General features: G+C 56.2%; 21 protein-coding genes. 13 read left to right on the plus strand and 8 right to left on the minus strand.

Annotation, left to right across the window (positions count from 1 at the left end; all coding sequences use genetic code 11):
- The first annotated feature begins 51 nt into the window (after positions 1-51).
- Positions 52-1,413 (plus strand): sensor domain-containing diguanylate cyclase, encoded by a 1,362-nt coding sequence (locus L6R44_RS04490; RefSeq protein ID WP_237423412.1) that lies wholly within the window; start codon positions 52-54, stop codon positions 1,411-1,413.
- A gap of 37 nt (positions 1,414-1,450) precedes the next feature.
- On the opposite strand, the gene slyA is transcribed toward L6R44_RS04490, so the two are convergent.
- A complete protein-coding gene (gene slyA / locus L6R44_RS04495) occupies positions 1,451-1,891 on the minus strand; it encodes a transcriptional regulator SlyA (RefSeq protein ID WP_021241135.1) in 441 nt (146 codons plus the stop codon).
- Positions 1,892-2,076: 185 nt separating this feature from the next.
- Here slyA and L6R44_RS04500 point away from each other — a divergent pair, with 185 nt between their 5' ends.
- Genes L6R44_RS04500 through L6R44_RS04510 form a run of 3 tightly spaced genes read left to right on the plus strand, consistent with a single transcriptional unit; the run spans position 2,077 to position 5,209 of the window.
- A complete protein-coding gene (locus L6R44_RS04500; RefSeq protein WP_032640003.1) occupies positions 2,077-2,313 on the plus strand; it encodes a DUF1656 domain-containing protein in 237 nt (78 codons plus the stop codon).
- Between the two features lie 2 nt (positions 2,314-2,315).
- Positions 2,316-3,179, plus strand: coding sequence for an efflux RND transporter periplasmic adaptor subunit (locus L6R44_RS04505; protein WP_237423552.1), 864 nt, complete (start codon positions 2,316-2,318; stop codon positions 3,177-3,179).
- The gene (locus L6R44_RS04510; protein WP_237423413.1) at positions 3,176-5,209 is read left to right on the plus strand and encodes an FUSC family protein; all 2,034 of its coding nucleotides are present in this window, start codon (positions 3,176-3,178) and stop codon (positions 5,207-5,209) included. Before L6R44_RS04505 ends, L6R44_RS04510 begins: the two co-directional genes overlap by 4 nt.
- Here the strand turns inward: L6R44_RS04510 and sodC are convergent.
- The 3 genes from sodC to L6R44_RS04525 all read right to left on the minus strand — a co-directional run bounded on the left by sodC (position 5,188) and on the right by L6R44_RS04525 (position 6,974).
- Positions 5,188-5,706: a superoxide dismutase [Cu-Zn] SodC gene (gene sodC / locus L6R44_RS04515; protein ID WP_032639999.1), complete on the minus strand. Its 519-nt coding sequence runs from the start codon at positions 5,704-5,706 to the stop codon at positions 5,188-5,190. The two genes, L6R44_RS04510 and sodC, sit on opposite strands and share 22 nt — an antisense overlap.
- A gap of 83 nt (positions 5,707-5,789) precedes the next feature.
- Entirely contained in the window at positions 5,790-6,686 is an 897-nt protein-coding gene (locus L6R44_RS04520) for an aldo/keto reductase (protein WP_148769164.1), read from the minus strand.
- 48 nt (positions 6,687-6,734) lie between these two features.
- The gene (locus tag L6R44_RS04525; RefSeq protein WP_008500587.1) at positions 6,735-6,974 is read right to left on the minus strand and encodes a DUF1289 domain-containing protein; all 240 of its coding nucleotides are present in this window, start codon (positions 6,972-6,974) and stop codon (positions 6,735-6,737) included.
- 149 nt (positions 6,975-7,123) lie between these two features.
- On the opposite strand from L6R44_RS04525, the gene eptA reads away from it, so the two are divergent.
- The 5 genes from eptA (at position 7,124) to rnt (ending at position 11,805) form a co-directional block, all read left to right on the plus strand.
- Complete coding sequence (gene eptA, locus L6R44_RS04530) at positions 7,124-8,749, plus strand: phosphoethanolamine transferase EptA (protein WP_032639994.1); 1,626 nt, start codon at positions 7,124-7,126, stop codon at positions 8,747-8,749.
- A gap of 41 nt (positions 8,750-8,790) precedes the next feature.
- Positions 8,791-9,390: a TetR/AcrR family transcriptional regulator gene (locus L6R44_RS04535; RefSeq protein WP_237423414.1), complete on the plus strand. Its 600-nt coding sequence runs from the start codon at positions 8,791-8,793 to the stop codon at positions 9,388-9,390.
- A 53-nt stretch (positions 9,391-9,443) separates the two neighbouring features.
- Complete coding sequence (locus L6R44_RS04540; RefSeq protein WP_237423415.1) at positions 9,444-10,541, plus strand: alkene reductase; 1,098 nt, start codon at positions 9,444-9,446, stop codon at positions 10,539-10,541.
- A 100-nt stretch (positions 10,542-10,641) separates the two neighbouring features.
- Positions 10,642-11,049, plus strand: a complete 408-nt coding sequence (gene gloA, locus L6R44_RS04545; RefSeq protein ID WP_071922299.1) for a lactoylglutathione lyase — start codon at positions 10,642-10,644, stop codon at positions 11,047-11,049.
- A gap of 96 nt (positions 11,050-11,145) precedes the next feature.
- The gene (gene rnt, locus L6R44_RS04550) at positions 11,146-11,805 is read left to right on the plus strand and encodes a ribonuclease T (protein WP_237423416.1); all 660 of its coding nucleotides are present in this window, start codon (positions 11,146-11,148) and stop codon (positions 11,803-11,805) included.
- Positions 11,806-11,880: 75 nt separating this feature from the next.
- Here the strand turns inward: rnt and grxD are convergent, their stop codons facing one another.
- Complete coding sequence (grxD, locus tag L6R44_RS04555; protein ID WP_003832760.1) at positions 11,881-12,228, minus strand: monothiol glutaredoxin 4; 348 nt, start codon at positions 12,226-12,228, stop codon at positions 11,881-11,883.
- A gap of 338 nt (positions 12,229-12,566) precedes the next feature.
- Here grxD and L6R44_RS04560 point away from each other — a divergent pair, with 338 nt between their 5' ends.
- Together L6R44_RS04560 and sodB are read left to right on the plus strand one after the other, a co-directional pair.
- Positions 12,567-13,340, plus strand: a complete 774-nt coding sequence (locus tag L6R44_RS04560; protein ID WP_032639985.1) for a C40 family peptidase — start codon at positions 12,567-12,569, stop codon at positions 13,338-13,340.
- A gap of 122 nt (positions 13,341-13,462) precedes the next feature.
- Positions 13,463-14,044 carry a superoxide dismutase [Fe] gene (sodB, locus tag L6R44_RS04565; protein ID WP_028017287.1) on the plus strand — a complete coding sequence of 194 codons (582 nt, stop codon included), beginning with the start codon at positions 13,463-13,465 and terminating at the stop codon, positions 14,042-14,044.
- A 38-nt stretch (positions 14,045-14,082) separates the two neighbouring features.
- Here the strand turns inward: sodB and L6R44_RS04570 are convergent, their stop codons facing one another.
- Together L6R44_RS04570 and cydH are read right to left on the minus strand one after the other, a co-directional pair.
- Positions 14,083-15,249 carry an MFS transporter gene (locus L6R44_RS04570; protein WP_237423417.1) on the minus strand — a complete coding sequence of 389 codons (1,167 nt, stop codon included), beginning with the start codon at positions 15,247-15,249 and terminating at the stop codon, positions 14,083-14,085.
- 162 nt (positions 15,250-15,411) lie between these two features.
- Complete coding sequence (gene cydH / locus L6R44_RS04575; protein ID WP_008500596.1) at positions 15,412-15,501, minus strand: cytochrome bd-I oxidase subunit CydH; 90 nt, start codon at positions 15,499-15,501, stop codon at positions 15,412-15,414.
- Positions 15,502-15,798: 297 nt separating this feature from the next.
- On the opposite strand from cydH, the gene purR reads away from it, so the two are divergent.
- The gene (gene purR / locus L6R44_RS04580; RefSeq protein ID WP_014883552.1) at positions 15,799-16,824 is read left to right on the plus strand and encodes an HTH-type transcriptional repressor PurR; all 1,026 of its coding nucleotides are present in this window, start codon (positions 15,799-15,801) and stop codon (positions 16,822-16,824) included.
- Positions 16,825-16,841: 17 nt separating this feature from the next.
- Here purR and punR read toward each other — a convergent pair whose 3' ends face one another.
- Positions 16,842-17,753, minus strand: a complete 912-nt coding sequence (gene punR / locus L6R44_RS04585) for a DNA-binding transcriptional activator PunR (protein WP_032639979.1) — start codon at positions 17,751-17,753, stop codon at positions 16,842-16,844.
- Positions 17,754-17,867: 114 nt separating this feature from the next.
- On the opposite strand from punR, the gene punC reads away from it, so the two are divergent.
- Entirely contained in the window at positions 17,868-19,067 is a 1,200-nt protein-coding gene (punC, locus tag L6R44_RS04590) for a purine nucleoside transporter PunC (protein ID WP_237423418.1), read from the plus strand.
- Positions 19,068-19,150: the final 83 nt, after the last annotated feature.

A 19,150-nucleotide genomic window follows, 5' to 3' on the forward strand; every position in this document is an offset into this window, starting at 1 on the left:
CTTCGCAAGTCTCTTACCTTCATTCCTTTTTAATAATTTAAAAAAATTTATATGCTTGCGAATAGTCGTTCTGTAAAAGGTCGTTATCTCTCGTTTTTTTTCGGTTGCATTATTGTCATCGGAATAATACAAGCTCTATTTTCAAAACTGGCTGAATGGGTTCCCTCCTTCTCGCCGCTCTTGTTCCCAACGCTCACCATTTTTCTACTTGTCTTTCACCTGTTTATTGCCTGTTTTATGGCAATGAAATACTGGTGTGATAAGAAGCGGCTGTATCTGGTTCCAATAGCCTTTGCCTTTGCCGGGTCGGCATTGCTGATGGTCGGCACGCTGTCCAGTTTTCCCGCCTGGCTGGACCTCTACCAGTTCAACGTCGTGAACTACAACGATGCGATGATCTACTATATGTTCCGCCATATCTTAATGGCGCTGTTGATAATCGCTTCCGCATTACTCTTCCCCATTCGCAATCAGCCTCTTTCACGCCTGGCGCATATCGCCATCGTAAGTAGCGCCTGTCTTTTTACCGCCTGCATGCTAATTCTGACCTGGATGTACTCCAGCCATTCAGGGTTTTTATCCATCGATCTGATTGATAATGAAACACGGCAGTTTATGGTTCTCTGGAGCCACTGTATTAATATTTCTTTAATTGTGCTCTGGGTGGTGACATTAGCAACGCTGATGATTATTACGCGCGTGCGTAACCTATTCTGGGCGGGCGGGAATTTTCTGTGTCTCTGCTATATCGTCACGCTCACAATGCTGCTATTGGGTGGACATGCCGAAGATATCTCGTGGTATCGCGCCCGGCTATTTGAAACCGTCGCGACGCTGATCATTATTTTTGTTCTGCTTTACGATGTTTTCAGGCTGTATCGCGACTCGCATGTAAAGTATCAGCAGTCGTATCAAAATTCGATTCGCGATCCGCTCACGCGCCTCTATAACCGCAGCTATTTTTATGAATCCCTGAGCCAGGCGCTGGACGATGCTAAGCCCACCCGCCCCGTGTCGGTTATCGTGAGCGATCTCGATCGCTTCAAGCGCATCAATGACAACTATGGCCATCTCCAGGGCGATAAAGTCCTGCAGTTTGTCGCTAATCTGCTGATGGATTCCGTTCGCCCGCATGATATCGCGGCGCGTATTGGCGGCGAAGAGTTTGTCCTGATGCTGGCCAATACTTCTTCAGATGCCGCAGGCCAGGTGGCGGAACGGATCCGGTTGAACCTGAGCAGCTTTGATAAAACCAGCAGCGGGGGCCATCTGCCGGAGCCGATCACCATCAGCATGGGGGTGTTTACGGCTACGTCGTCGTCAACGACCGCAGAAGAGTGCGTGGAAAGCGCGGATAAAGCGATGTATGAAGCAAAAGAGACAGGCCGTAACCGCGTCGTTATCTTTAAATAGAAAAAAGGCCTTGCGGATGCAAGGCCCTGTTGTCTGTTCAGTCGCGCGACTGCAGCTCGTGAATATTTTGCTCAAGGCGAGCAATCAGGCTGATGAGCATCTCCAGCTCGGCCGGCGACACGCCTGACAGAATCTCACCGCGCGTCTTGGTAATCACGGCTTCCATCTCCGTGATGATAGGCGCCGCTTTCTCGGTGAGTTTAATCCGCTTGGCGCGACGATCACTGGCGCAGGTTTGGCGCGAGATCAACCCCTTCTCTTCCAGCTGGTCAAGCGTGCGCACCAGCGACGGTTGCTCAATGCCTATCGCTTTTGCCAGTTGAATTTGCGACTGGTCGGGCGGCAGCTGGTGAATGTTGTGCAGCGTCACCCAGTGCGTCTGGGTGAGTTCAAGAGGTTTCAGGCGATGGTCAATCAGAGCACGCCAGACGCGTACCAACCTTGCCAGATCAGAACCTAATGGCGATTCCAATTTCATCTCCTTATAATTAGCTTGCTAAGTTATTATACTGATTTTAGAATAGTGTGCAGCATTTGTATTGCCAAAACAAATGCAATACTGCATTCATCGAACTTAAAGTATGACTTACACTGAATTGCGATGCTTCATCCTACTAAGACAAGCCAACGCGGCATTCTGTTCACTGCAAAGGATTTCTGCCCGTGACGTTTTTTCATCACTCAGAGGGTTTAGCCCTTCAGGACCTGATCTTCGGTGCGTCAGTCTACTTTCCTCCCCTGTTCAAAGCCGTTCTGGTGGGCTTTATGCTCTGGCTCATCGCGCATCGCCTGCTTCGCGACTGGATGTACTCCGGTGAAATCTGGCATCCCATGCTGATGGATCTCTCCCTGTTTGCCCTTTCCGTATGTCTGGGCCTTGCCGTTTTGACCGTGTGGTGAATATATCCATGAAAACGCTAAAGTATTTTTCCACCCTGTTTGTCCTTGCCCTCGCGCTGGTTGCGGGCTGGTGGATGTGGAATTTTTATATGCAGTCGCCCTGGACGCGTGACGGAAAAGTCCGCGCTGAACAGGTCAGCATAACCCCTCAGGTGTCGGGAAGTATTACGGCGCTGTTGGTTAAAGATAACCAGTTCGTCAAAAAGGGAGAGGTTTTATTCCGAATCGACGACACTCCTTACCACATTGCCATTTTGAACGCTCAGGCGCAGCTGGCGAAGGCCCAGTCTGACCTCGCGAAGGCCAACAACGAGGCCAACCGCCGCCGCCACCTGTCGCAAAACTACATTTCAGCGGAAGATTTAGATACCGCGAATATCAACGTCAAGGCCATGCAGGCTAACGTTAACGTGGCGGAGGCGACCCTGAAGCAGGCGCAGTGGCAGCTGACCCAAACCGTGGTTACGGCACCTGTCGATGGATGGGTGACCAATCTCTCCGCCAGGGTGGGGAACTATGCCACCACCGGCCAGCCGGTTTTTGCCCTCGTCGACAGCCATTCTTTCTACGTCGTGGGCTACTTTGAAGAGACAAAACTGCGCCACATTCATCAGGGTTCGCCTGCCGCGATAACGCTTTACAGCGGCTCGCAAACGTTACAGGGTCACGTTTCCAGCATCGGTCGCGCCATTTACGATCAAAGCGTAGAAACGGATTCCGAGCTGGTGCCGGACATCAAGCCGAACGTGCCGTGGGTGCGCCTGGCCCAGCGCGTTCCTGTTCGCGTGGAGTTCGATCGTTTGCCCGAGGACATCACGCTGGTGTCCGGCACCACCTGTACCGTCTCAATCGGAACCCGTCAATGAAGCTTCAGCTGCCCTCCTGGCAAAACACGCCGTGGATGAAGGCGACGCGCCCCCAGTGGCGCTACGCGCTGCGTAACGGCATTGCGATGTGTCTTGCTCTGACGGTCGCCTATTATCTGAATCTCGACCAACCTTACTGGGCGTTGACCTCAGCGGCGGTCGTGAGCTTCCCCACCGTGGGTGGGGTGATCAGCAAAAGCCTTGGGCGTATCGCGGGAAGCCTGCTGGGTGCCACCGCGGCGTTAATTATCGCGGGCCACACGCTAAACGATCCGTGGATGTTCTTGCTGAGCATGGCGGCATGGCTGGGCTGCTGTACCTGGGCCTGCGCCCATTTTACCAATAACGTCGCCTATGCTTTCCAGCTGGCGGGCTATACCGCCGCCATTATTGCCTTCCCGGTGGTCAACGTCCTCGACACCACCGAGCTGTGGGACATTGCCCAGGCGCGCGTCTGCGAAGTGATTGTCGGGATCCTGAGCGGCGGGTTTATGATGATGATCCTGCCCAGCACCTCTGACGGCACGGCGCTGATTACCGCGCTTAAAACCATGCATACCCGGCTGCTGGAACATGCGAGCCTGCTGTGGCAGCCGGACACCAACGACGACATCCGCCTCGCGCATGAAAGGGTTATCGGGCAGATCCTGACCACGAATCTGCTGCGCATTCAGGCGTTCTGGAGTCATTATCGTTTTCGCCGTCAGAACACGCTGCTTAACTACCTGCTGCACCAGCAGCTCCGCATGACCAGCGCCATCTCAAGCCTGCGTCGGATGCTGCTCAGCTGGCCGACGCCGCCCAAAAACACCCGCGCCGTGATTGACGCGCTGCTCGCGGCGCTTGCCCGCCCGGATGCGGATATCTACACCGTTGCCAGGATCATTGCCCCGCTCGCCCCGGTGGATGAGTACGACTACCGTCATCGCGCCTTCTGGCAGCGCCTGAATTACTTTTGTCGGTTATACCTGCGCAGCAGCCGCTGGATTAACGCGATCGAGAATGCCAGTCCGATAACGGAGTTTAACGTCCCCGGCAGCCCGGCACTCGCGCGGCACACCGACTATCTGGAAGCGATGTGGAGCGGTTTTCGTACCTTTTGTGCGCTGACGCTGGTTGGCGCGTGGAGCATCACCACGCAGTGGGACTCCGGTACGGCGGCGCTGACGCTTGCCGCCATCAGCTGCGTGCTTTACTCCGTCGCGGCCTCGCCGTTCAACTCGCTTACGCTCCTGCTGCGCACGCTGGTGCTGCTCTCGCTGTTCAGTTTTGTGGTGAAGTTTGGCCTGATGGTGCAGATAAGCGATCTGTGGCAGTTCCTGCTGTTTCTGTTTCCCCTGTTGACCACCATGCAGCTTCTGAAGCTGCAAATGCCAAAGCTCGCAGGACTCTGGGGACAGCTGATTGTCTTTATGGGCTCGTTTATCTCGGTGACGAATCCGCCGGTGTATGATTATGCCGATTTTCTCAACGACAACCTGGCCAAGATCCTCGGCGTGGGGCTGGCGTGGCTGGCTTTCGCGGTGCTGCGCCCCGGCTCTGATGCGCGGAAAAGCCGCAGGCATATTCGGGAGTTACGCAGGGGATTTGTCGACCAGCTGAGCCGTAAACCGCATATGGGTGAAAACGAGTATGAATCGCTGGTGTATCACCACGTCAGCCAGCTGAATAACAGCCAGGACGCCCTGTCCCGACGCTGGCTGCTGCGCTGGGGGGTGGTGCTACTGAACTGTTCGCACGTGGTCTGGCAGCTTCGCGCATGGGAAACGCGGTCCGATCCGCTGTCTCAGGTTCGTGACGTGTGTATCTCCCTGCTGCGCGATGTGATGAGCGAACGCGGTGTCCAGCAGCGGCCGCTGGCAACCACGCTGAATGAACTGCAGCGGATCTGCGATACCCTGGCACGACATCATCACCCCGCGGCCCGTGATTTAGCCTCGATAATCTGGCGGCTGCACTGCTCGCTGTCGCAGCTGGAGCTGGCACCACCGCCGGGTACGATCGGGGATCAGATGACGCCGCAGGCATAACGTGCCCCGCCGCCGCCAAGCGGTTTCGGCTGGTCGGACATATTGTCGCCACCGACATGAATCATCAGCGCTTTACCTTTGACCTCATCCAGCTTTTTCAGACGCGGCGCGACGACGGGATCGGTGGCTTTCCCGTCGTTATTGACCACCAGTACGGGCAGATCGCCCAGATGCCCCATTCCGTCCGGGCCCTCATGCTTGCCGGTGTGCTGGGGATCCAGATGCCCTCCTGCCGCTTCCGCCGCCGACGCTTTACCCTCTTTTAACGCGGGCTGACAGCTGCCTTTGGCGTGAACATGGAAACCATGCTCACCGGGCGGGAGTGCTTTAAGATGGGGGGCGAACTCCAGTCCTTTATCGGTTTCCGTAATTTTCACCGTTCCGATGGACTGGCCCACCCCCTGAGAGGTGACGAGATTCATTTCCACTTCGTCGCTGGCTGCCTGCGCCCCTGCGCAAACAGCCAGCGCGATCGTTGCCAGAATAAAACGCTTCATATGACCTCCACGGGTTATTTTTTGCCCCTTAAGTGTATACCAGGGGCAAAGATTTCACCGGAAAGTCACCTTATGATGACGGTTTATGGTACGTCGTAACCGAGCGCAGCCTTGCGGATGCGGAACCACTGCTGGCGGGTCATCTGCAGCTCTTCGGCGGCCAGTGCAGAACGCACGCGTTCAATTTTACCGGAACCGATAATGGGCAGCGGTTTTGACGGCAGGCGCAGGATCCACGCGTAAACCACCTGCTCGATGCTCTCGGCGTTCAGTTCACGGGCGATGGTTTCCAGCTCGTTGCGCAGCGGCTGGAATTCATCATCATTAAACAGGCGTCCGCCACCCAGGCACGACCAGGCCATCGGGCGAATGCGCAGCTGCTGCAGCTGGTCGAGCGTGCCATCCAGCAGCAGCGGCTGGTGTACCGGGGAGATCTCAACCTGGTTGGTAGCGAGGGTAAACGGCAGCCGAGACTGAAGCAGCGCAAACTGTGCCGGGGTAAAGTTGGAAACGCCAAAGTGACGCACTTTCCCACTCTGATGCAGGTTCAGGAAGGCTTCCGCCACCTCATCGGCATCCATCAGCGGATCCGGACGGTGGATTAACAGCAGGTCGATACGATCGGTCGCCAGATTGACCAGCGACTGCTCGGCGCTCTTGATGATATGCGCGCTGTCGGTGATGTAATGACCGAGGGCGTGCTCGGGTTTTGCTGTGGTGGCAATACCACACTTGGTGACGATCTCCATGCGATCGCGGAGTGCCGGAACCAGCTTGAGCGCCTCGCCGAACGCGGCCTCGCACTGGTAACCGCCGTAAATATCCGCATGGTCGACCGTGGTGACGCCCAGATCGATATGCTCTTCAATAAAGCTCGCCAGCTGGAGGGGGGACATATTCCAGTCCATCAGGCGCCAGTAGCCCATCACAAAACGGGAGAATTCTGGCCCCTGGGGGGCAAGGGTAATTCGCTGAACCATAACATTTTCCTCAAGGACGTGATGTCATGAGTATACGCAATTACCGTGTTAAAAAAGTGAAGGTTGCTGGGGTTCTTCGGTCTCACCGGCTTTGTTTGCGCGTATTTTGCGCAGAAGACGCTGACGGCAGAGGCGTAATACCTCCTGCTTTTGCGTGTCGCTGAAGTTTTGCCAGTTAAAGCGTTCATCACGGGTGCGCATGCACCCGCGGCAATATCCGCGTTCATCCACCTGACAAATACCCCGGCACGGGCTCTGGATAGGGAAAAACTCCAGCTGCTCTGCCACACTCACCTCCAGATAGCCACTCTCACCTACAGTGAAGACGTTAAACGCCCCGCATGCAAGGCCATTACCACAGATTTGTGGCATTAAGGTTTCACTAATCTTCCCTCTCTATACTCTGCCCATCATCAAAAAAACAGGTTTACCGATCGATGTGGTTTATCAAAAAGTTACAATGTAACGACATAAAATTTACCCTGGGCTGTGCTTTCTTCTTTACGCTAATTAATGGGCTGTTTATCCAGCGCAGCTGGGCCATTATCGCCCCTGTTCACCTTCACGATTTCCTCTTTGCCGCGTCCGTACCGCTGGTCCTGTTCTGCGGCTGGGTAATTGTTTTTAGCCTGCTTAATATTCCGTATATCCGTAAGCCGCTGCTGATCGTCCTGACCGTCGGCTGCGCCGCGGCGACGTATTTTATGTACACCTACGGCGCGGTTATCGATCAGAACATGATTGTGAACGTGTTCGAAACCAACTCTCAGGAAGCGACCGCCCTGGTGACCCCGCAGATGATTCTGTGGATTGCCGTTGCTGGCCTGGTGCCGTCCGTGGTGCTGGCGCTCACCCGCATTCGTACCGGAAAATGGTGGTACGCGCTGCTGACGCGCGTCGCCGCGATGCTTGGCGCTCTGCTGGTGATCATCCTGATTGCCGCCCTGTTCTATAAAGATTACGCGTCGCTGTTCCGCAATAATAAAAGCATCGTCAAAATGGTGACCCCGGCGAACTATGTCAGCGCCGTGGTGAAGTACAGCAAAATGCGCTGGTTTGCCGGCGATCAAACGCTGGTGCGCATTGGTGAAGATGCCCATAAAGGGCCGCTGATTACCGGTCAACAGAAGAAAACCGTTCTGGTGCTTGTCGTCGGCGAAGCCTCTCGCGCGGCAAACTACTCCCTGAATGGTTACGGGCGTGAAACCAACCCGGAGCTGAAAAAGCAGGACGTGATTAACTTCCCGCAGGCCTCGTCGTGCGGGACTGAAACCGCGGTTTCCGTTCCCTGCATGTTCTCCGGCATGACGCGTAGCAAATACGATGCCGACCTGGCTCACCATCGGGAAGGGCTGCTTGACGTCCTCAAGCATGCGGGTGTCAACCTGCTGTGGCGCGACAACGACGGCGGCTGTAAAGGCGCCTGTGACCGCGTGCCGCATACCGACATGACGCAGTGGAATCTGGATCAGTTCTGCAAAGATAAATCCTGTATTGACGATGTGAACTTCTATCGTCTGGACAACGTGCTGGATGGCGTGAAGCAAGATACGGTGCTGGTCATCCACCTGATGGGAAGCCACGGCCCGGCGTACTATCGCCGTTACCCGGATAACTTCCGTAAGTTCACCCCAACCTGTGACACCAATGAAATTCAGGATTGCGACCATCAGGCGCTGATGAACACCTATGACAACACCATCCTGTATACCGACAGCATGGTCAGTAAAACCATTGATGCGCTGAAAGCGCGCCAGGCAAGCATGAACACCGCGCTGATTTATCTCTCCGATCACGGTGAATCACTGGGGGAAAGCGGTATTTATCTGCACGGCACGCCGTACATGCTGGCACCGGAGCAACAAACGCATATTCCGTTTATGTTCTGGCTGTCCCAGGACTACGCGAAAAACTTTGGCATCAACGAACGGTGTTTGCGTGACCATGCAGCAAAAAATGCGGTTTCCCAGGACAATTTGTTCTCCACCGTTTTGGGTATGATGGACGTGAAATCAACGGTTTATCAGCCGCAGCTGGATATACTGAGCGCATGTCGTCAGTAATCGCGCTTGCATTAGACCGAACGGTCTATTAGAGTGCGGCCATGAGCAGAAATACTGAACACGATACCCGCGAACATCTCCTGGCAACCGGCGAGCAGCTTTGCATGCATCGCGGATTTACCGGTATGGGGTTGAGCGAGTTATTAAAAACCGCTGAGGTACCGAAGGGGTCGTTTTATCACTACTTTCGGTCCAAAGAGGCCTTCGGCGTGGCGATGCTGGAGCGTCATTATGCTGGCTATCACCAGCGGCTGGCGAACCACTTTGCGTCGGGTGAAGGGAACTACCGGGATCGCGTTCTGAACTACTATCAGGAAACGCTGAACCAGTTCTGTCAGCAGGGCATTATCAGCGGTTGCCTGACCGTTAAACTCTCTGCAGAAGTGTGCGATCTTTCTGAAGATATGCGCACGGCGATGGATAAAGGTGCCAGCGGCGTTATCGCCCTGCTGGCCCAGGCGCTGGAGAAAGGCCGCGATGAAAAAACGCTGGCCTTTTCCGGCGAGCCGTTAACCCAGGCGCAGGTGTTATATGCGCTCTGGCTCGGCGCTAACCTGCAGGCAAAAATTTCTCGCAGTGCCGTTCCGCTGGAAAGCGCGCTGGCGCATGTGAAAAGTACGATTACTGCGCCTGGCGTATAGCAGGCGTTTTTATTTATCTCATTACTAGTCGACTGGTCTACTCAGGAGTCTTTATGTCAGCTGAAAAATTATTTACCCCATTGAAAGTGGGTGCCGTTACTGCGCCAAACCGCGTATTCATGGCTCCGCTAACCCGCCTGCGCAGCATTGAGCCGGGCGACATCCCAACCCCACTGATGGGTGAATACTATCGTCAGCGCGCAAGCTCTGGCCTGATTATCACCGAAGCCACGCAGATTTCCGCTCAGGCTAAGGGTTATGCGGGTGCACCGGGACTTCACAGCCCGGAACAGATCGCCGCATGGCAGAAAATCACCGCGGGCGTCCATGCTGAAGAGGGGCGCATTGCCGTCCAGCTGTGGCACACCGGTCGTATCTCTCACAGCAGCATTCAGCCTGGCGGTCAGGCGCCGGTTTCCGCTTCGGCCCTGAGCGCCAATACCCGTACCTCCCTGCGCGATGAAAACGGCAATGCGATCCGCGTGGATACCTCTATGCCGCGCGCGCTTGAGCTGGATGAAATCCCGGGTATCGTGAACGACTTCCGCCAGGCGGTAGCCAACGCCCGCGAAGCCGGTTTTGACCTGATTGAGCTGCACTCCGCGCACGGCTACCTGCTGCACCAGTTCCTTTCCCCGTCGTCTAACCATCGCACCGACCAGTACGGCGGCAGCGTCGAAAACCGCGCCCGCCTGGTGCTGGAAGTGGTTGATGCCGTATGCCAGGAGTGGAGCCCGGACCGTATCGGCATTCGCGTCTCGCCAATCGGCTCTTTCCAGAACGTCGACAACGGTCCGAACGAAGAGGCCGATGCGCTGTACCTGATCGAAGAGCTGGCGAAACGCGGCATTGCTTACCTGCACATGTCCGAGCCGGACTGGGCTGGCGGCAAGCCTTACACTGAAGCCTTCCGCCAGAAAGTGCGCGAGCGCTTCCACGGGGTGATCATCGGTGCGGGTGCCTATACCCCAGAGAAAGCCGAAGATCTGATCGGCAAAGGGCTGATTGATGCCGTCGCGTTTGGCCGCGACTACATTGCCAACCCGGATCTCGTTGCCCGTCTGCAGAAAAAAGCGGCGCTGAACCCGCAGCGTCCGGAAAGCTTCTACGGCGGCGGCGCGGAAGGTTACACCGACTACCCTTCTCTCTAATCTCTCCGTTGTTCATTGATAGCGGCGATACTTCGCCGCTATACTCAAACATCGTTTCTGTTCAAAATGACAGTCTATTTCATTGGTTAATGAGGAAATTATGCGCCTACTTCACACCATGCTGCGCGTTGGCGACCTGCAACGTTCTATTGATTTCTACACTAACGTCCTGGGCATGAAGCTGCTGCGCACCAGCGAAAACCCGGAATACAAATACTCGCTGGCGTTCGTGGGTTACGGCCCGGAAACGGATGAAGCGGTGATCGAGCTGACCTACAACTGGGGCGTAGACAGCTATGACCTGGGCAACGCCTACGGCCATATCGCGCTGGAAGTGGACAACGCGGCCGACGCGTGCGAACGCATCCGCAGCAACGGCGGTAACGTCACCCGTGAAGCGGGTCCGGTTAAAGGCGGCACCACCGTGATTGCGTTCGTGGAAGATCCGGACGGTTACAAAATCGAGCTGATTGAAGCCAAAGACGCCGGTCGCGGTCTGGGCAACTGATCCCTCAGGGCGCAGCCTGCGCCCGTAGTTTTACTGCATCGCCCGCCAAAATTTGCCATAATGCGCTCTGCTTTTTTCCCCATGTAAGAGACCCTGATGTCCGATAACGCTCAATTTAGCGGTCTGTGCGACCGTTTTCGTGGTTTTTATCCCGTTGTCATTGATGTAGAAACAGCCGGATTTAACGCTAAAACCGATGCGCTGCTCGAAATTGCCGCCATCACGCTGAAGATGGATGAACAGGGCTGGCTTATCCCGGACACCACGCTGCATTTCCACGTTGAACCCTTCGAAGGGGCAAACCTGCAGCCGGAAGCGCTGGCGTTTAACGGTATCGATCCGCATAACCCGCTGCGCGGTGCGGTCAGTGAATATGATGCGCTGCACGCCATTTTTAAAATGGTGCGTAAAGGTATGAAAGAGACGAACTGCAGCCGCGCCATCATGGTGGCCCATAACGCTACCTTCGATCACACCTTTACCATGGCCGCAGCCGAGCGCGCCTCGCTCAAACGCAACCCCTTCCACCCTTTTGTGACCTTCGACACCGCGGCGCTGAGCGGTCTGGCGCTGGGACAAACGGTGTTGTCAAAGGCCTGTATTACGGCAGGCATTGAATTTGACGGTACGCAGGCGCACTCCGCGCTGTATGACACGGAGCGTACCGCAGAGCTGTTCTGTGAGATCGTCAACCGCTGGAAGCGTCTGGGCGGCTGGCCGCTGGTGTCGGGTGCTGACGCTACCGATGACGTGTAGGTCGGGTAAGCTCAGCGCCACCCGACAAAAAAAAAGCGACCACATAGCGGGTCGCTTTTTTATTTGCGCAGAAAATTACTCTGCGTCCGGCTCTTCGGTTTTGTACTTCGCCGCCGTCTCTTTGATCAGCTGCTGCAGTTCGCCGCGCTGATACATTTCAATCAGGATATCGCAGCCGCCAACCAGTTCACCGTCAACCCACAGCTGTGGGAACGTCGGCCAGTTAGCGTACTTAGGCAGCTCAGCGCGGATGTCCGGGTTCTGCAGGATATCAACGTAAGCAAAACGCTCACCACAGGCTGACAGCGCCTGAACCGCTTGCGCGGAGAAGCCGCAGCTTGGCAGCTTCGGAGAACCTTTCATATACAGCAGAATCGGGTTTTCAGCGATCTGGCGCTGGATTTTTTCAATAGTGGTGCTCATGTCTTGCTTCCTTTAACTTCTGTTACGGCATTCGTCTGACATTGTAGCGGTTCAGACTGGCATCGGAAAATAACATTTTTGTCACGTTTATACATTTTACCCTGAGTCACGCAAAGTTGCATTGCAAATGGTGTTTACTCCGGCCGCAGTCCGGGTTTTGCTTAGGGAGTGGGCGAATGTGCGACAGAATGATGATTTTTTTTGCACTTGCTAACGAAACACGATTGTAGATTGAAAAATGCTATTAACTTTCTGGCTTTTTATAGATTAGAATCGACGGGCTTTGTAAATCATACGCGGGTGTTATTGATGACCTGCATTTATCAGGGGACTGCCCAGTGGCGCGGATAAATAAAATCTCGATCACGCTCTGTGCTTTACTGTTTACTTCACTCACCTTCACGCCAGTGGCAAACGCCTCTCAGCAGGCGCGGCATTCTGCCGTACAAAAAAACCATCTGGCGAAAGCTACAGAACGTAAGAAAAAAACCACCGCTAAGAACGACAAGAAAAAAACACCGGCTCAAACCAAACAGACCGCTTCCAGCAAGACGAAAACCAAGCCTTCCCGCACTGCCCACTCAGCCAAAAGTAAAGCTTCGCAAACCGCCGCTAACCTCGTGACTGAAAAATGCACCGCGCGTAAAGGCCACAAGGCGAAATGCACGAAGGTCACGAAAATAGCGGAAGTGCATAAGGTGCGCGTGCAGAAAGCGCAAAAAACGGCAATGAACAAACTGATGGGGCAGATTGGCAAACCTTATCACTGGGGTGGCAGCTCGCCGCGTACCGGCTTTGACTGCAGCGGCCTCGTCTATTACGCCTATAAGGATCTGGTTAAGTTCCGCATTCCGCGTACCGCCAACGAAATGTACCACCTGCGCGATGCCTCACCGGTTGACCGCGGCGAGCTGGAAAACGGCGACCTGGTCTTCTTCCGCACCCAGGGCCGCGGCACGGCTGACCACGTCGGCGTCTACGTCGGCAACGGGAAATTCATCCAGTCTCCACGTAGCGGCCAGGATATTCAGATCACCTCTCTCAGCGAAGACTACTGGGTACGCCACTACGTCGGCGCGCGCCGCGTGATGACGCCGAAAACCATTCGCTAACCCCTGCCCTGCCACATCCGTGGCAGGGTAAGTTCCTCTTTTGCATACCCTTTCAATTTGCTATCCTGTCCACGTTGTCTGTGTGGTTATTGGCAACGCAAAATACAATAAGGAGAGAAGCAATGTCGTTCGAATTACCTGCACTACCGTATGCAAAAGACGCCCTGGCCCCGCACATTTCTGCGGAAACCCTGGAATATCACTACGGCAAGCATCACCAGACGTACGTCACCAACCTGAACAACCTGATCAAGGGCACCGATTTTGAAGGCAAAACGCTGGAAGAGATCGTCCGCAGCTCAGAGGGTGGCGTATTCAACAACGCGGCTCAGGTGTGGAACCACACCTTCTACTGGCACTGCCTGGCGCCAAATGCCGGCGGCGAACCTGCCGGTGAGCTGGCTACCGCCATCAACGCCGCCTTTGGCAGCTTCGCGGACTTCAAAGCGAAGTTCACCGATGCCGCCATCAAGAACTTCGGTTCTGGCTGGACGTGGCTGGTTAAAGAGGCGGATGGCAAACTGGCTATCGTGTCCACCTCAAACGCGGGTACCCCGCTGACCACCAGCGCGAAGCCGCTGATGACCGTGGACGTATGGGAACACGCTTACTACATTGATTACCGCAACGCGCGCCCTAACTACCTGGAGCACTTCTGGGCACTGGTTAACTGGGAGTTTGTGGCGAAGAATTTCGCCGCGTAAGAGACGCGCAGAAGGGTTCGCCCTTCTGCGTTTTTGGCTTAATCCGCAGCGCAGGCTGCTTCGGGCTGTTTACGACCCGACATCATCACCAGCAGCAGGCCGAGCGCGGCAACGATCGCCCCCATCACCGGCACAAAGCTGTATCCCAGCCCTCCTGAAATCACGGCCCCACCGGCTGCCGCCCCGAGCGCATTGCCCAGGTTAAAGGCACCGATGTTGACCGACGACGAGAGCCCCGGCGCTTCATGCGCAACGCGCATTACGCGCATCTGCAGCGGCGGCACCACGGCAAAGGTGGCTGCGCCCCAGACAACCATCGCGATCGCGGCGCCGACTTCATTCCGCGCCAGCCAGGGAATCGCGATCATGATGATAATCAGCAGGGTTAAGAAACCCTTCAGCGTCCCGCTCACGGAACGGTCGGCAAATTTCCCACCGAGGTAGTTGCCGATCGAGAAGCCCACGCCAATCAGCACCAGCATCGCGGTAACAAAAAGAGGCGTTGCGCGGGTGATGTCATGCAATACCGGTGAAATATAGGTGTAGAGGGTAAACATCGCCCCTGCTCCCAGCACGGTGGTGAGCAGCGCGGAGAGCACCTGCGGGCGCATCAGCACCGACAGTTCTCTGCGCACGTCAGGACGTTCCCCCGCGCTGCCTTTCGGCAGGGAGAAGAACAGCGCCACCATCGCGACCACGCCCAGTCCGGCCGTCGCCAGGAAGGACATCCGCCAGCCAATGACCTCGCCCAGCCAGGTTGCCGCAGGCACCCCGCCAATGTTCGCGATGGTCAGGCCCATAAACATGGTTGCTACGGCACTCGCCTGCTTATGTTTAGGCACCACGCTGGCAGCAACGACCGACCCCAGCCCAAAGAACGCGCCGTGGTTAAGGCTGGTCAGAATGCGTGACAGCATCAGCGTGGTGTAGTCCGGCGAAATGGCCGAAAGCACGTTACCCAGGGTGAAGATGGCCATCAGGAATATCAGCGCATTGCGGCGCGCGCGGTGCGAAAGGAGAAGCGTCATCAGCGGCGCTCCTACCATCACGCCGATAGCGTAGGCGCTGATCAACATGCCGGCAGCAGGGATCGAAACGTCTACGCCCCTGGCGATAACGGGCAGTAGCCCCATCGGGGAGAATTCAGTGGTGCCAATCCCAAAAGCGCCAATCGCCAGGGCCAGCAGGGGAAAATTGATTTTCATGCGTCAACTCCGGATGCCGTGTCATATGGTGACACAGAACAAAGAAGCAGAAAGCATGACATTAATCACAAAAAATGAGAAGTTAACAAAATGGCAAAAGATTTTTGCCTGAGAAGTAACAATCCGGGAAACTGGGAGGAGAAGGCTCTCCCCCCGCGTAAATCAGTGCAGCGCAGCCGTCAGACCCGCCGCGACAATCAGAGCCAGCACAACAACGGTGGTGAACAGCGAAAACTTCAGATCGGAACTCATCAATTTTTCTCCTTTTAATCCCCCCACGAAAAGTGAGCTTGCTCATTTTTGCACAGATTACGTCAAAAATCTTCCTGGATTTATACTGATAACCACTTTACCTCTTCCCCTTTTCATCAAGATAGGACAAAATTCCACGCTAAATTTATTAGCGTACCGGCCATTGACCCCCTCCTGACGTCCCGTGTCGTTTTCCCGGCGTGCCGCAATTCCACATTGCGAGATAAGGGTGAGAGAAGGCAAACGTTTACCTTCAAGTTTTTCAGGAGTTTAGGATATGGTCTGGAGTGACATTTAATGGCAACAATTAAAGACGTAGCAAAACGCGCAAACGTTTCCACTACAACCGTATCACATGTAATTAACAAAACCCGCTTTGTGGCGGAAGAGACGCGCAACGCCGTCTGGGCAGCGATCAAAGAGCTGCACTATTCGCCAAGTGCGGTTGCGCGCAGCCTCAAGGTTAATCACACCAAGTCCATTGGTTTGCTGGCGACCAGCAGTGAAGCGGCCTATTTTGCCGAGATCATTGAAGCGGTAGAAAAAAACTGCTTCCAGAAAGGCTATACCCTGATTCTGGGCAACGCGTGGAACAGCATTGAAAAACAGCGCGCCTACCTGTCGATGATGGCGCAAAAGCGCGTGGATGGCCTGCTGGTGATGTGTTCCGAGTACCCGGAATCCGTGCTGTCGATGCTCGAAGAGTATCGCCATATCCCGATGGTGGTGATGGACTGGGGTGAAGCGCGCGCGGACTTCACCGACTCCGTGATCGACAATGCCTTTGAAGGCGGCTATATGGCGGGCCGTTATCTGATCGAACGCGGCCACCGCGAGATTGGCGTGATCCCGGGTCCGCTGGAGCGCAACACCGGCGCGGGCCGTCTGGCCGGCTTTATGAAAGCGATGGAAGAAGCGCTGATTACCGTGCCGGAAAACTGGATCGTGCAGGGCGACTTTGAGCCGGAGTCAGGCTACCGCGCGATGCAGCAGATTGTCTCCCAGCAGCACCGTCCGACCGCCGTTTTCTGCGGGGGCGACATCATGGCCATGGGCGCGCTCTGTGCGGCCGACGAGCTGGGTCTGCGCGTGCCGCAGGATATTTCCGTGATCGGGTATGATAACGTGCGTAACGCGCGCTTCTTTACCCCGGCGCTGACCACCATTCACCAGCCGAAAGATTCGCTGGGTGAAACGGCCTTCAACATGCTGCTCGACAGGATCGTCAACAAACGTGAAGAGTCGCAGTCCATTGAGGTCCACCCGCGCCTGATTGAACGCCGTTCCGTTGCGGATGGTCCGTTCCGCGACTACCGTCGCTAATCCCTTTACGGGGCCAGCTATGCTGGCTCCCGTAACCATTCCCGGTTTAGCGTTTCGCTGTCGCCCAGATAATCCAGCAGCCAGGCCATCGCTGGCGAGACATCATTTTGCTGCCAGGTCAGGCAGCATGCCGCATCCGGGAACGGATTCTCAAGCGTCAGCGCCACCCACTCTCCGGTATCGATGCGCGGACGCGCAAAATGAACGGGCACCATCGCGACGCACAGCCCGGCGCTGAGGCACGTCGCCGACGATTCCCAGTCAGGCGCCACCACCCGCCGCTGGTTGTCCAGCAGCCAGGTGATACGCTTGGGCAATGAACGGGAGGTATCCTCCAGCACCAGCGAAGGCCAGTTGCGCAACGTATCGTCGCTCAGCGGCCCTTCCATCGCCGCCAGCGGGTGATCGCGTGCCACCACGCATTTCCAGCTCAGCATCCCCATATCGCGGAAGGCGTAACGTCCCCCGACCGGGATCGCCTGCGTGGCGCCAATCGCCATCTCCACCCTGCCGTCCGCCAGCGCGTCCCACACGCCGTTGAACACCTCCTGGGAGACCCGCAGCTCGACGTCAGAAAAATGGCGATAGAAATCGACGATCATTTGCCGGGTGCGCTCCGGCTTCACGATGTTATCCACCGCGATGGAGAGATGTCCCCGCCAGCCGTTGGCGATCTGCTGGCACTGCTCGCGGGTGATCTGCATTTTTTTGATAACAGAACGCCCTTCCTTCAAAAACCACGCGCCTGCGGGCGTCAATTCCACGTCGCGATGCCGCCGTTCAAACAGCGGAACCGCCAGCCACTCCTCCAGCTGACGCACCGTGTAGCTGATTGCCGAAGGGACGCGGTGCAGCTCCTGCGCCGCACCGCTAAAGCTGCCGTTGCGCGCGACAGCATCGACCACTTCAAGAGAATAATCTGACCACATTTTCTGCCTGCAAAAAATTTGAATGCACCCGCCAAATATTAGCGTTTCACAAGCCGCTTTGCACTCCCTACACTCTGCGCCAACGTACACCTGCCTCCTCAGGAGAATAAGAGAATGCAACCCAGGAAAGGATTTTTAGTCTGGCTCGGCGGCTTAAGCGTGCTGGGCTTTTTGGCCACCGACATGTACCTGCCGGCGTTTGCCGCGATGCAGGAAGATCTGCAAACCCCTGCCGCGGCCATCAGCGCCAGCCTGAGCTTATTCCTCGCCGGTTTTGCCTTCGCCCAGCTGCTGTGGGGACCGCTCTCGGATCGCTTTGGCCGTAAACCGGTCCTGCTGCTGGGGCTGGCCATTTTTGCCGTGGGCTGCCTGGGGATGCTGTGGGTGCGTGACGCTACCTGGCTGCTGGTGCTGCGCTTCATTCAGGCCGTGGGCGTCTGTGCCGCGGCGGTGACCTGGCAGGCGCTGGTCACCGACTACTATCCGGCTAACCGTACCAACCGTATTTTCGCGACCATTATGCCGCTGGTGGGTCTTTCCCCTGCCCTCGCTCCCCTGCTGGGCAGCTGGATCCTCGCGCATTTCGACTGGCAGGCGATCTTTGCCACGCTGTTTGCCATCACCCTGGTGCTGATGCTGCCGGCGTTCGGCCTCAAGCCCGCGCATAAAAAAGAGGCGCACGCCGACGCGAAGCCGATCACCTTTACCTCCCTGCTGAGCGAGAAAGCGTATCGCGGGAATGTCCTGATCTATGCCGCCTGTTCGGCCAGCTTCTTCGCGTGGCTCACCGGCTCGCCGTTTATTCTGCACGATATGGGCTACAGCCCGGCGGCCATCGGTTTGAGCTATGTTCCACAGACCATCGCGTTCCTGGTAGGCGGGTACGGCTGCCGCGCGGCGCTGCAAAAATGGGAAGGTCAGCAGATGCTGCCATGGCTGCTGGTGCTCTATGCGCTGAGCGTCATCGGCACCTGGGCCGTCGGGTTTGTTCCGGGCGCAGGCCTGGCTGAAATTTTGATCCCCTTCTGCGTGATGGCCGTGGCGAACGGGGCGATTTACCCCATCGTGGTGGCACAGGCGCTGCGTCCGTTCCCGCAGGCGACAGGCCGCGCCGCCGCGCTGCAAAATACCCTGCAGCTGGGTCTGTGCTTCCTGGCAAGCCTGGTGGTCTCCGCGCTTATTGCAACGCCGCTGCTGACCACCACCAGCGTGATGCTGGTCACCGTTGCGCTGGCGGCGATGGGCTATCGCATGCAGTCGGCTGCGCATCGCGAGCAAAATGCGCGGTCGCAGGCGGAAACCTCGCATGCCTGATTGCGCCTGAAATCATGTTACATTTCAGTGATTAGGTTGCTAACAATTTTCTATTGAATCACCAAATTTTGAGGCCTATACTA

Source organism: Enterobacter cloacae complex sp. ECC445 (genome assembly GCF_021892025.1).
GTDB lineage: Bacteria > Pseudomonadota > Gammaproteobacteria > Enterobacterales > Enterobacteriaceae > Enterobacter > Enterobacter chengduensis.

Bases quoted from the DNA above. Each gene is read 5' to 3' on its own strand.
- cydH (WP_008500596.1), bottom strand. From the start codon at position 15,501: ATGAGTTCCGATCTGAAGTTTTCGCTGTTCACCACCGTTGTTGTGCTG.
- L6R44_RS04520 (WP_148769164.1), bottom strand. From the start codon at position 6,686: ATGGTTCAGCGAATTACCCTTGCCCCCCAGGGGCCAGAATTCTCCCGT.
- L6R44_RS04490 (WP_237423412.1), top strand. From the start codon at position 52: ATGCTTGCGAATAGTCGTTCTGTAAAAGGTCGTTATCTCTCGTTTTTT.
- slyA (WP_021241135.1), bottom strand. From the start codon at position 1,891: ATGAAATTGGAATCGCCATTAGGTTCTGATCTGGCAAGGTTGGTACGC.
- gloA (WP_071922299.1), top strand. From the start codon at position 10,642: ATGCGCCTACTTCACACCATGCTGCGCGTTGGCGACCTGCAACGTTCT.
- eptA (WP_032639994.1), top strand. From the start codon at position 7,124: ATGTGGTTTATCAAAAAGTTACAATGTAACGACATAAAATTTACCCTG.
- rnt (WP_237423416.1), top strand. From the start codon at position 11,146: ATGTCCGATAACGCTCAATTTAGCGGTCTGTGCGACCGTTTTCGTGGT.
- L6R44_RS04535 (WP_237423414.1), top strand. From the start codon at position 8,791: ATGAGCAGAAATACTGAACACGATACCCGCGAACATCTCCTGGCAACC.
- punR (WP_032639979.1), bottom strand. From the start codon at position 17,753: ATGTGGTCAGATTATTCTCTTGAAGTGGTCGATGCTGTCGCGCGCAAC.
- sodB (WP_028017287.1), top strand. From the start codon at position 13,463: ATGTCGTTCGAATTACCTGCACTACCGTATGCAAAAGACGCCCTGGCC.
- L6R44_RS04510 (WP_237423413.1), top strand. From the start codon at position 3,176: ATGAAGCTTCAGCTGCCCTCCTGGCAAAACACGCCGTGGATGAAGGCG.
- punC (WP_237423418.1), top strand. From the start codon at position 17,868: ATGCAACCCAGGAAAGGATTTTTAGTCTGGCTCGGCGGCTTAAGCGTG.
- sodC (WP_032639999.1), bottom strand. From the start codon at position 5,706: ATGAAGCGTTTTATTCTGGCAACGATCGCGCTGGCTGTTTGCGCAGGG.
- grxD (WP_003832760.1), bottom strand. From the start codon at position 12,228: ATGAGCACCACTATTGAAAAAATCCAGCGCCAGATCGCTGAAAACCCG.
- L6R44_RS04540 (WP_237423415.1), top strand. From the start codon at position 9,444: ATGTCAGCTGAAAAATTATTTACCCCATTGAAAGTGGGTGCCGTTACT.
- L6R44_RS04570 (WP_237423417.1), bottom strand. From the start codon at position 15,249: ATGAAAATCAATTTTCCCCTGCTGGCCCTGGCGATTGGCGCTTTTGGG.
- purR (WP_014883552.1), top strand. From the start codon at position 15,799: ATGGCAACAATTAAAGACGTAGCAAAACGCGCAAACGTTTCCACTACA.